This window comes from Streptomyces misionensis (genome assembly GCF_007896895.1).
Lineage (GTDB): Bacteria > Actinomycetota > Actinomycetes > Streptomycetales > Streptomycetaceae > Streptomyces > Streptomyces misionensis_A.
In genome coordinates this window covers 40299-51606 of record NZ_VOGW01000029.1, presented here as the reverse complement: position 1 = coordinate 51606, position 11308 = coordinate 40299, and the positions used below count along the sequence as shown (strand labels likewise).

Below are 11308 nucleotides of genomic sequence, written 5' to 3'. Positions count from 1 at the left end.
CCCGGCTGCCGCCGGCGACGCCCGAGCCCGTGCCGACGATCGATCCACGCCTTGCCATAGCGCTGGGTTCTCCCCGGCACGGCGACTCGCTGGCCCGGCGCTCCGGCCGGTCGCTGCGCAAGCTGACCTCGTCCGCCGCACAGGAGGTCGCCGAGGAGAGCCGGCTGGGCGCCCTGCTGCAACAACCGGTGACCACGGGCCGGGTGATCGCGGTGACGTCCATCCGTGGTGGCGTCGGCAAGACCACGGCCGCCGCGCTGCTGTCACGGGTGTTCAGTCACTACCGGCACGACCCGGTGCTCGCTCTGGAGGCCGATGCCGCCCTGGGCACGCTGCCGGTGCGACTGGGTGCCCAGTCCGTCCGCTGGTCGTGCGTGGAACTCGCACGAATCCTGACTCCGTCGATGCAACTCACCGATATCACGGGATACTTGGTGCCCATAGCGGATGGCGGCTGGCTGCTGCCCGCCGGCCAGGGCCGGGTGGGCGCCCCCCTGAGTGTCCCCACTTACCGTACGGTCACGCTCGCGCTGCGCCGCTACTTCGCCGTCACCGTCGTGGACTGCGAGACGCTGCCCGGTGAGGTGGCCCGTACCGCGATGGACACCGCGCACGCGCGAGTGGTCGTGGCCCCGCTCACCGCGGAAGGAGTGGGCGGTACCCGGATCGTGCTGGACTGGCTCGGTCAACTGCCCCACGCCGCACTCGCCTCCACCGTCGTGGCCCTCACCTCGAACACGCCGGACGCGAACCTCGATCTGAGAGCCGCCACAGCCCATCTACGGGAAACCGGAGTCACCCTCGTGCATCTGCCCTACGACCGGCATCTGGCCGGCGGCGGGCCGATCATGACCGATCGGCTCGGCGAGGCCACACGTCACGCAGCCGCCCAGCTCGCCGCCGAGGCCTTGTACAGGGCGGTGCGCGTTCGTTGACCCAGCACCAGGTCCACCGTCCGGCCCGCTCGACGCGCCCCCTGTCGCCGCCACAGGCCCGCACCATCGAACCGCCGCCGAACCTGCCCGAGGGCAAGACCGGTACTCCGGCGACCGCTCTGCTGCCGATGGCCGGCGTCATGAGCTCGGTCGTGATGATGACGATCATTCGCTCCAGCCAGTTCGCGGGCCTGGGTGCCGTCGTCCTCGTCATCGCGCTGCTCGGCGCGGTCGCCCTCTTCCTGTCGCAGCGCGGCAAGGCACAGCGCCAGCGGCGCGTCCAGCGCGAGCGGTACTTGGAGTACCTGGAGGAACTGCGCAACGAGCTGAGCGCGGCCGAGCGCGAACGGCGCCGTGCGGCCCGGGTCATCCATCCCGCGCCGCCGGCCTTGTACGACGTCCTGCGTGATCCCGCCCGGCTGTGGGAGCGGCGCCGCACCGATCGGGACTTCCTCGACGTGCGGGCCGGTGTCGGCGACGTACCCGTGCAGGAGTTGGCGATCGGCCAGAGCGCGGCAGGAAACGTGCTCACCCCGCCCGACCCCTTCATGCTGAACGAGGCGCGCGCCCTGCAGGCCCGTTACGCCACCGTCTCGGACCATCCACTGACCGTACCGCTGGACCGAGCCGGCAACGTCAGCGTCATCGGAGACCGCCAGGACGTGCTGTGCGTCGCCCGGGCCCTGCTCGTGCAGGCCGCCGTGACGCACGCACCGGACGACCTGGCCATCGCACTTGCCGTGCCCGGGGATCGCATCGAGGAATGGGAATGGGCCAAATGGCTCCCCCACATGCTTGATCCGCACAACCATGCCGACGGATTCGCCATGCGTCGCATCGCTCCCAGCCCGGCGCAACTGGCCGAGCTGATCGGCGCGGAGCTGGGGCGGCGTGCCTCGTACGCGGCGGAGGTGCGCCGCGGTCTGTCCGACAGGAACGCGCTCGCCCTGACCGACCGGCTGCTCGTGCTCATCGACGAGTACGGGAAGAACGCGGGGGGCCTGCCGCGTCCGGACAATGCCGTCACCCTGACCGACATGGGGGTCACGGTCCTGCATCTGCTCGCCGAACAGGTGCACGAACCCGATCACGTCTCCGTTCGGATCACCGTCGACGGCGATCGGATCACGGTGCAGGATCTGCGCGGGCAGCAGGTCGTCGAGGCGCACGGTGTCGCTGACCGCCCCGGACTTCCCGAAGCCGAAGGACTCGCGCGGGCCCTCGCACCGCTGCGGCTGTCCGCCGAGTCCGCCACCGAGGGCACGCCCGTCTTTGGGCCCGTCGAGTTCCCACAGCTGCTCGGCATCGACGACATGGCCGGTCTCGACCCGGCCCGGCAGTGGAGACCGCGCGGGGAACGGGACTTCCTGCGCGTGCCGATCGGGCTGGACGACCGCCACCAAGCGGTGCTGCTCGACCTGAAGGAGTCCGCCGAACTCGGCATGGGCCCACATGGTTTGTGCGTCGGCGCGACCGGCTCCGGCAAGAGCGAACTGCTGCGCACCTTGGTGCTGGCGCTGGTGACGACGCACGCGCCGGATGATCTGGCGATGGTCCTGGTCGACTACAAGGGCGGTGCCACCTTCGCGCCTTTCGCCCCACTGCCCCACGTGGCGGGCGTCATCACGAACCTGGAGAACCAGGCCGATCTGGTCGAGCGTGTGCACACCTCGCTGGCCGGCGAGATCAAGCGCCGCCAGCAGGTACTCAAGGACGCGGGCAACATCGCCGACATCGGACGCTATCGGGCGTTGCGCACCACAGGCCGACCCGATCTCGAACCGCTGCCCCACCTGTTCGTCGTCATCGACGAATTCGGCGAACTCATCACCGCCGAACCCGACTTCATCGACCTCTTCCTGTCCATCGGCCGCATCGGCCGCTCCATCGGCGTCCATCTGCTGTTGTCCAGCCAGCGCATCGAGGGCGGCAAGCTCAAGGGTCTCGACACGTATCTGTCGTACCGGCTCGGTCTGCGTACCTTCTCGGCGGACGAGTCGCGTACGGTCCTGGACACCACCGATGCCTTCCATCTGCCGCCCCTGCCCGGCTTCGGCTATCTGAAGGTCGACACATCGACGTACACACGCTTCAAGGCGGGCTTCGTCTCCGGCGGGTACCGCGGCGCCGTCGTGCGGGAAGACACCGCGGATGCCGAACCCCTCGCTTGGGCGTACCCGGCGTTCAACACACCGGCACAGGCACCCGCGGTGGAGGAGGATCCCCCGGTACGGCGTGAGCGCGAGACCGGGCCGACCGTCCTGGGCATCGCGGTCGGCCGACTCGTCGGCGCCGCCGCGCCGGTGCGCCGGATCTGGCTGCCGCCGCTGCCCGGGGCGCTCACCCTCGACTCGGCCGCGGGACCCGTGCGGGCGTCGGCCGCCGGGCTCCGACTCGACCACAGGGGAGGCCCGTTGCAGGTGCCGCTGGGAGTCCTGGACGACCCGGCTCGACAGTGGCAGGGCCCGTGGGTGCACGACCTGAACACGGCAGGCGGGCACACCGCCGTCATCGGCAGCCCGGCCTCCGGCAAGACGACGCTGCTGCGCACCCTGACGCTTTCCCTTGCCCTCACCCACACCCCGCGCGACGTCGCCGTCTATGGCCTGGACCTGGCCGGCGGCGGACTGAGCGTCCTCGCGCGACTGCCTCACGTCGGCGGCATCGCCACCCGTACCGACCACGAGCGGGCGGCCCGCACCGTCGCCGAGGTGCGCGCCATGCTCGCCGAGCGCGAGGAGATCTTCCGGGAGCGGGGCATCGACTCCGTCGACCAGCTGCGTGCGCTGCGCGCCAGGGGTGAGCTGTCCGCACTCGGTTCCACCGATGTGGTGCTGCTCATCGATGGATTCGGCGCGCTGCGCGATGAATTCGCCCATCTCGACGACGATGTCGCCGACCTGCTCAAGCGCGGCAGCGGCTACGGCATCCACGTCGTGGCGGGCATGCTCCGCTGGAACGACGTACGCATCGCCACTCAGTCGCTGTTCGGCAGTCGTATCGAACTACGCCTGAACGACCCCGCCGACTCCTCCGTCGACCGCAAGCTCTCCGCCACTCTGTCGGCCGACATGCCGGGCCGGGCCCTGACGGACGGCAAACTCTTCGCCCAGGCGGCACTTCCGCGTATCGACGCGCAACCCTCCACGGACGGCCTCGGCCCGGCCCTGGAGCAGGCGGCGACAATGCTCCGCGCGACCTGGCACGGCGAACTCGCTGCCCCGGTGAGGGTCCTGCCGACGCGGCTGGCCGCCGGGCGCCTGCCCTCCGCCACGGCACAGCCGCACGCGATCCCCATCGGCATCGACCAGGACACCCTTTCCACCACCACGCTCGACCTGTTCGGTACCGACCAGCATCTGCTGGTCCTCGGTGACAACGAGTGCGGCAAGACGAACCTGCTCAAGCTGATCTCCCGGTGCCTTGTCGACCGTTATGGCACGGACGAGTTGGTCTTCGGCATCTTCGACCCGCGGCGCGGCCTGCGTGGCATCGTCCCGGAGCCGTATCGCGGCGGCTACGCGCACAACGCCGCCCTCTCCCATGCACTGGCCACCGGTATAGCCACGGAACTGGCGAAACGTCTGCCCGAGACCGCCGACCCCGACGCGCTCACCGACGAGCCGTCCTTCAGCGGCCCGCGGATCGTGATCCTGGTCGACGACTACGACATCCTCACCGCGGCCGGGCAACAGCCGCTCAACCCCTTCCTGCCGTACATCTCCTCGGCCCGCGACATCGGCCTGCACTTCGTCGTCACCCGGCGAGTCGCCGGGGCCTCACGGGCCCTGTACGAGCAGTTCCTGACGGCACTGCGCGAGACCGGGGCAACGGCTCTGGTGATGACCGGGGACCGTACCGAAGGCCTGCTCTTTCCCGGCCTGTACGCGTCGGCCCAACCGCCCGGTCGCGGCACCCTGGTCCGCCGTGGCCGCCGCCACCAGCTGATCCAGACCGCTCTCGCGGGCGAGGCCGACCCCACGGAGGCACCGGTATGACCAAGGACGTCATCGCCCTCACCGAGGAGATGCCGGACGCCGCGGCCCTGCTCGCGGCGCTGCACGCCGGCGGCCCCGATCTCGGTCTCGCCGCCACCGACGACGGCGCGGTGATCCAGCTGTGCACGGCAGCCGGGCGCCCGCTGGTATCCGTCGAGTCACCGCTCCTGGTCCATGTGCCGGGCGAAGCCGAGCGCCTTCTCGGCCCGGAGGTCACCCCGCCCGAGCCACCGTACTGGTGGACCGAGACCCGTGCTTCCACGGCGGTCCCCACTGCCGAGCCACTCGCCGCATCGGTCTGCGGACGGCTGAAGATGCTGCTGGGCGGCACGACCTGGCCGCGCACGGCGGACGGCACGGCGGTGGTGGAGACGGCAGGGGACGACGGCAACGGTCTCACTGCGTCCCCCTTGACGGACGGAGCCCTGCCCGCGGTCGATGTCCTCACCGAGTCCACCGCCGTGGTGCTCGCCGACCGCCCGGTCCTGCCCCTTACCACCTGGCTGTCCGCCGTACTGCGCGCCGCGGCGGCGTCCGGGCGGGCCGTACATCTGGTCACCCCGCACCACGTCCGGCTCACCCTGCCCCTGCGCATGGCCCTGGGCGGTCTCCCGAACCGCTGGGTCGTCCAGAACCCGGCGGGCGGCTACTACGACGGCCTGTCCGGCGCCGAACTCGCCTGGCGGGGTGGCACCTTCGCACCCTCGAAAACACCCACGACCGTGGCGGACATCTTTTCCGAGAACGTTCGACCCACCACGGAGCGCCGACTCACCGTGGCGCTGCGCACCGTGCACTCCCCCGACGCGGACCTCGTGCTGGGTGCCGCACTGGAGACGGCCTGGCGCCACCTGACCGGTACTTCACCCATCGGCTGGGGCACGGCCGAGCCGATCAACCTGCCCTGGTCACCGCGCCAGCTGACCGACCTGGCTCGCAGCCGCTCTCCCGAGCCCACGCACGCCCTCGTCATCGGCACGCCCGACCGGCCGGCCGTCGCATCCCACCGCACCTCGCGTACCGAGGCGGGGGTCGCCGAGGACGCCACGCTCAGCATCGGCTATCCGACTGCCGGGCAGGTCCCCTTGGACACGATCGAGCCCTTGGCCGCCGAACTCGTCGACAGCCACGGCCTGACCACCATGCTGACCACTGTCACGGCGGCCGGCGCCGACCTGACCCTCGCTCCCCTTCTCACCGCCCCGCCGGTCCCGGTCGCCTTCACTCTCGGCGCCCGGGACGTCCGGGCCATCGGGCTCACCCATGCACGCCACCCACCGCTCGCGGTGCGTCCCGTACGACTCGGCACAGCCGCAGATCCGGCCTTGCACTACCCGCTCGGCGACGGAACCGACGCCTCCGCCTGGTCTGCTCTCCAGGCCCTCGCGGCGCATCTCAAGGCGGGCACACCGGGCACTGCCTGAAGAGGGCCTCGCGATCGCGTGAACGCCCTGACCTGGAGGTTGTGTGGTCAGGGCGCCGGTGGCAGACGAGTCGGGCTGTACGCCGGGTTCTGTTCCCCAGGTCCCTCGCGAGGCCCGGGGCGACGGCCATCCATCTAGGGCCGGTGTTGCCACCGGCCTCGTGCGGTCTACCCGCGGACTCGGGCGGGCAGCCCTCGATCGTCCGCGCAGAAACACCGGGGTGTTTCCTTTTGACCTTGCTCCGGGTGGGGTTTACCTAGCTGCCCAGGTCACCCTGGGCACTGGTGGTCTCTTACACCACCGTTTCACCCTTACCGAGGACCGAGGTCCCCGGCGGTCTGCTTTCTGTGGCACTGTCCCGCGGGTCACCCCGGGTGGCCGTTAGCCACCACCCTGCCCTGTGGAGCCCGGACGTTCCTCGGGAAGCCCCCTAGGGGACTCCACGCGGCCGCCCGCCCGGCTCGTCTGCCGTGCGGACCATGGTACCGGTCCGCGCCCGGGGCCGTGGACCGGCGGTGAGCCGGGGCCGGACGGATGCGCGGCCCTGTGTGATCACGTCGTTCCTCGTGTGCTTTGCGCCGAGTTGCCCCCGGCGCCGGGCCGAGGCCGTGCCCAGTGCGCTACGTATGGTGACCGGAGGGGAGGGCGGATGAGGACCGTGCACCGGCTGGTGCTGCACGAGGCCCGGGTCTTCGGAAGCCTCGCGCTGTGGGTGGGGCGGCGCAGACACGGGACCGCCGGCGGGCGGGTCTTCGGATATGCGCGGGGGCAGGGCTCGACCCTGCTGGGGCTGGCGTTCGTGTGCGTGATCGAGACGGTAGGCGTGGCCGCGATGCTGCGCGACTGGCCCGCCGCGCACGGCGTGATGCTGGTGCTGGACATCTACACCGTGCTGCTCGTCCTCGGCCTGCACGCGGCCGGTGTGGTGCGCCCGCACGTGCTGACCGGGGACGCGCTGCGGGTGCGGTACGGGGTCCGGGTGGATGTGCGGATACCGCTGGGCGCGATCGGGGCCGTACGGCGGGAGACCCGGATGACGCACGAGTACGCGGCGGGGGAACTCGATCTTCCCGTCGGCTCCCAGACCTCGGTGACGCTGGAACTCGCCGAACCGGTCGGCTGGACGACGCTCCTCGGCCGGCCCGAGGAGGTGCGCGTGGTGCGGCTGTACGCGGACGAGCCCGACGCCCTCGTCCAGGCGCTCACACGGTCGTGAACAGGGGCTTCGCCGCGCCGGGGGCGGCTTGGACCAGGCGTACCCGCAGGGGTTCGCCCAGGGGCAGGTCGGGGCCCTCGACGCGGCCGATGACCGCCGGGGAGGCCAGCTGGACGGTGCCGGTGCCCGGCCGGTGCTCGTCCACGTCGACCACGCAGGCGTCGAAGAGCTCGCCGACCCGGTCCTTCAGGAGGGCCGCCGCCACGATGTCGATGGCGTCGTGCTCCACCGTGCCCGCGCGCTGCGCGCCGTCGGCCATCCGGTGGGGCAGGGCGTCGAGTGCGGCGAGGACCCAGTCGGGCGTGGGGGCGTCGGACACCGCGCTCAGGCAGAGTTCCAGGGCGTAGCGGTCGGCGAGGCGCCGTAGGGGGGCGGTGCAGTGCGTGTAGGGGGCGGCCACGGCGGCGTGGGTGGTGATCGCGGGCAGGGCGCCGTCGCGGAAGACCGTGTAGCCGGCGCCGCGCAGCAGGGTGGTGCATTCCTGGAGGAACGCCGCGTGGTGCGGTTCGTGCGGGTCGAGGGCGCTGATCACGGCCGCGTACGGCACATGGTGCGGCCAGTCGATGCCGAGGGCCCGCGCGGTACGGCGCAGCCGGGCGACCGCGCCGTCCGGGGCGGCGGGCAGGGTGCGCAGGATGCCGGTGCCCAGGGCGAGCATCAGATCGGCGGCGGCCATGCCGGTGAGCAGGGAGAGCTGCGCGTTCCAGCCCTCGGCGGGCAGCGGCGCCCGGTAGGACAGCGCGTAGGTGTGGTCCTGTTCGGTGATCTCCTGCTCGGGCACGGCAAGGGAGATGCCGCCGCGCTCGGCCTCCTGCCGCTCCCGGGCCCGGCCGATCTCCCGGAGCAGGGCGACCGGCTCCTCGGCCGTGCCCGTGTCGATCGCGCGCTGCACGCCCGCGTAGTCGAGCCGGGCGCGGCTGCGGACCAGGGCCCGGCGCACGTCGACGGCCATCGTCCGGCCCAGCTCGTCCAGGTCGAGCGTCCACAGCACGGCGGGCCGGGTCCGGCCGGGCAGCAGGCTGGCCGCGTCCTCGCTGAGCGCGACCGGGTGCAGCGGGACGCGTTCGTCGGGGAAGTACAGGGTGTTCACCCGCCGGTGCGCCTCCGCGTCCAGGGCTCCGCCGGGTACGACGAAGTGGGCGACGTCGGCGATGGCGTACCGCACCCGGTAGCCGGTGCCCTGCCGGGACAGGTGGGCCGCCTGGTCGAGGTCCTTGGAGCCGGGCGGGTCGAGGGTGAAGAACGGGATGTCCGTGGCGTCGTACGACGGCGGGGGCGGGGCCTTCGCGGCACGCTCGGCCTCGGCCCTGGCCTCCGGCGGGAAGTCCTCGGGGATGCCCAGGCCGGTGCGCAGGGCGGCGAGCGCGGCCCTCAGGGGTGCCTCGGGGGCGCCGGTCACGCGGATCTTGCGCGGGGGCATGTGTCGAGCGTAGGGCGAGGGGGCGCGGGCAGCACCCCGTACGGGGGCCGTCCCGCGGCAGTCCCGTAGGGGTCCGTCCCCCGGCTGTCCCGTAGAGGAGCGTCTCGTGGCTTTTCCGTAGGGGGCCGGCCGTCGCCTAGGAGGCCGTCCCGTACGGGGGCCGAGGCGGGAGCCCTGGTGGCGAGCCGTGCCCCGGCGCCGAGCCCGTACGCTGGCGGCGAGCGCAAGAGAAGGAGTACGTGTTGCTGGTCCTGCTGCCGCCCTCGGAAGGTAAGGCCGACTCGGGCAAGGGTGCCCCGCTGCGGCTGGAGTCGCTGTCCCTGCCGGGGCTGACCGCCGCGCGGGAGGCCGTGCTCGGGGAGCTGGTCGGGCTGTGCGCGGGTGACGAGGAGAAGGCGCGCGAGGTGCTGGGGCTCAGCGAGGGGCTGCGCGGGGAGGTCGCCAAGAACGCGGCCCTGCGCACGGCCGGCGCCCGCCCCGCCGGGGAGATCTACACCGGTGTCCTGTACGACGCCCTCGACCTGGCCTCCCTGGACACGGCGGCGAAGCGGCGGGCGGCGCGCTCGCTGCTGGTGTTCTCCGGACTGTGGGGCGCGGTGCGGGTGACCGACCGGATTCCCTCCTACCGCTGCTCGATGGGGATCAGGCTGCCGGGGCTCGGGGCGCTGGCCGGGCACTGGCGGGCGCCGATGGCCGGGGTGCTGCCGGAGGCGGCCGGGGACGGGCTGGTGCTGGATCTGCGCTCGGCGGCGTACGCGGCGGCCTGGAAGCCGAAGGGCGAGGTCGCGGGGCGGACGGCGACGGTGCGGGTGCTGCACGCGCCGACGCGGAAGGTGGTCAGCCACTTCAACAAGGCGACGAAGGGGCGGATCGTACGGGCGCTGCTGTCGGCCGGGGTGACGCCGGCCGGCCCCGCGGAGCTGGTGGCGGCGCTGCGGGAGCTGGGGTACGTCGTCGAGGCACAGGCGCCCGAGCGGGCGGGGAAGGCGTGGGCGCTGGACGTGCTGGTGGAGGAGGTCCACTGAGGGCGTCCCCTGGGGCGTCCACTGAGGACGTTCCCCAGGGGCCGACACTCACGCTCGCCGTTGCAGTATGTGCAACGGTGATTGCGAGTGGTGCAGCGGCTCGGCACGATGAGGGGCATGATCTCCGTGCTGGACCTCTCGCCGGTCGTCCCCGTGGTGGTGCTGTCGGACGCCTCCGTCGCCGTTCCGCTGGCGCGGGCCCTGGTGGCCGGGGGGCTGTCCGCGATCGAGGTGACGCTGCGTACGCCCGCCGCGCTGGACGCGATCAGGGCGATCGCCGACGAGGTGCCGCAGGCGGTGGTCGGCGCGGGGACGGTGATCACGCCGGAGCAGGTGGACGCGTGTGTCGCGGCCGGAGCGCGGTTCCTGGTGAGTCCCGGGTGGACGGAGGGGCTGCTGGGGGCGATGCGCGGGTCCGGGGTGCCGTTCCTGCCCGGGGTGTCGACCGCCTCGGAGGTGGTGGCGCTGCTGGAGCGGGGGGTCCGGGAGATGAAGTTCTTCCCGGCGCAGGCGGCGGGCGGCACGGAGTATCTGAGGTCGCTGGCGGGGCCGTTGCCGCAGGCCCGGTTCTGTCCGACCGGCGGGATCGGACCCGCGACCGCACCGGACTATCTGGCGCTGCCCAACGTCGGTTGCGTCGGCGGGAGTTGGATGGTGCCGGCGGACGCGGTGGCCGCGCGGGACTGGGCGCGGATCGAGGCGCTGGCGCGTGGTGCGGCGGGGCTCAGCGCAGGTGGGACGTGTCGTTGAAGAGACGGACGCTCGCGTTGCCGTCCGCGTAGTAGGCCACCGCGGACAGGGAGGCCGCCGACAGTTCCATGCGGAACAGGGACTCGGGCGGGGCGCCGAGGGCGAGGCGGACGAAGGTCTTGATCGGGGTGACGTGGGTGACCAGCAGGACGGTGCGGCCCGCGTGGGCGGCGACCAGCCGGTCGCGGGTGGCCTCGATACGGGTGGCGGTCTCGGCGAAGCTCTCGCCGCCGCCGGTGGGGTGCGCGGCCGGGTCGGCGAGCCAGGCGTTCAGGTCGTCCGGGTAGCGGTCGCGGACCTCGCCGAAGGTCAGGCCCTCCCAGGCGCCGAAGTCCGTTTCCCTTAGGCCGTCTTCGACATGGACGTCCAGGCCGAGGCGGGCGGCGACGATCTCGGCGGTCTCCCTGGTGCGGGCGAGGGGGGAGGCGAGGACGGTCTGGATCGTGCCGCGCTTCGCCAGCGCCTCGGCCACCCGGTGGGCCTGCTCCCGGCCGATGTCCGAGAGGGGCGGGTTGGTGCCGCCGCTGCCGGAGAAGCGCT

Annotated in this window: 8 protein-coding genes and 1 other RNA gene; 6 read left to right on the top strand and 3 right to left on the bottom strand. The window is 72.5% G+C overall.

The window, feature by feature from the left end; genetic code table 11:
• The first annotated feature begins 5 nt into the window (after positions 1-5).
• Genes FRZ03_RS05060 through FRZ03_RS05050 form a run of 3 tightly spaced genes read left to right on the top strand, consistent with a single transcriptional unit; the run spans position 6 to position 6357 of the window.
• Positions 6-935 (top strand): P-loop NTPase family protein, encoded by a 930-nt coding sequence (locus FRZ03_RS05060; protein WP_261398566.1) that lies wholly within the window; start codon positions 6-8, stop codon positions 933-935.
• Positions 932-4933: a type VII secretion protein EccCa gene (eccCa, locus tag FRZ03_RS05055; protein WP_146463911.1), complete on the top strand. Its 4002-nt coding sequence runs from the start codon at positions 932-934 to the stop codon at positions 4931-4933. The genes FRZ03_RS05060 and eccCa overlap by 4 nt, the downstream gene beginning before the upstream one ends.
• On the top strand, positions 4930-6357 hold the full coding sequence (locus FRZ03_RS05050) for a DUF6177 family protein (protein WP_146463910.1): 1428 nt from the start codon (positions 4930-4932) through the stop codon (positions 6355-6357). The genes eccCa and FRZ03_RS05050 overlap by 4 nt, the downstream gene beginning before the upstream one ends.
• A 62-nt stretch (positions 6358-6419) precedes the next feature.
• Here FRZ03_RS05050 and rnpB read toward each other — a convergent pair.
• Positions 6420-6821: RNase P RNA component class A (gene rnpB, locus FRZ03_RS05045), an RNA gene on the bottom strand.
• Positions 6822-7006: 185 nt separating this feature from the next.
• On the opposite strand from rnpB, the gene FRZ03_RS05040 reads away from it, so the two are divergent.
• Positions 7007-7573 carry a hypothetical protein gene (locus FRZ03_RS05040; RefSeq protein WP_146463909.1) on the top strand — a complete coding sequence of 189 codons (567 nt, stop codon included), beginning with the start codon at positions 7007-7009 and terminating at the stop codon, positions 7571-7573.
• On the opposite strand, the gene FRZ03_RS05035 is transcribed toward FRZ03_RS05040, so the two are convergent.
• A complete protein-coding gene (locus tag FRZ03_RS05035) occupies positions 7560-8993 on the bottom strand; it encodes an RNB domain-containing ribonuclease (RefSeq protein WP_146463908.1) in 1434 nt (477 codons plus the stop codon). The two genes, FRZ03_RS05040 and FRZ03_RS05035, sit on opposite strands and share 14 nt — an antisense overlap.
• A gap of 242 nt (positions 8994-9235) precedes the next feature.
• On the opposite strand from FRZ03_RS05035, the gene yaaA reads away from it, so the two are divergent.
• Together yaaA and eda are read left to right on the top strand one after the other, a co-directional pair.
• Complete coding sequence (gene yaaA / locus FRZ03_RS05030; protein ID WP_146463921.1) at positions 9236-10018, top strand: peroxide stress protein YaaA; 783 nt, start codon at positions 9236-9238, stop codon at positions 10016-10018.
• Between the two features lie 117 nt (positions 10019-10135).
• Positions 10136-10768 (top strand): bifunctional 4-hydroxy-2-oxoglutarate aldolase/2-dehydro-3-deoxy-phosphogluconate aldolase, encoded by a 633-nt coding sequence (eda, locus tag FRZ03_RS05025; RefSeq protein ID WP_146463907.1) that lies wholly within the window; start codon positions 10136-10138, stop codon positions 10766-10768.
• Here the strand turns inward: eda and FRZ03_RS05020 are convergent.
• Positions 10743-11308 (bottom strand): histidine phosphatase family protein (locus FRZ03_RS05020; protein WP_186785262.1); only part of this gene is annotated, 566 nt, incomplete at its 5' end. The two genes, eda and FRZ03_RS05020, sit on opposite strands and share 26 nt — an antisense overlap.

Coding starts and splice junctions, on each gene's coding strand:
- FRZ03_RS05050 (WP_146463910.1), top strand. CDS start 4,930: ATGACCAAGGACGTCATCGCCCTCACCGAGGAGATGCCGGACGCCGCG.
- FRZ03_RS05040 (WP_146463909.1), top strand. CDS start 7,007: ATGAGGACCGTGCACCGGCTGGTGCTGCACGAGGCCCGGGTCTTCGGA.
- FRZ03_RS05035 (WP_146463908.1), bottom strand. CDS start 8,993: ATGCCCCCGCGCAAGATCCGCGTGACCGGCGCCCCCGAGGCACCCCTG.
- eda (WP_146463907.1), top strand. CDS start 10,136: ATGATCTCCGTGCTGGACCTCTCGCCGGTCGTCCCCGTGGTGGTGCTG.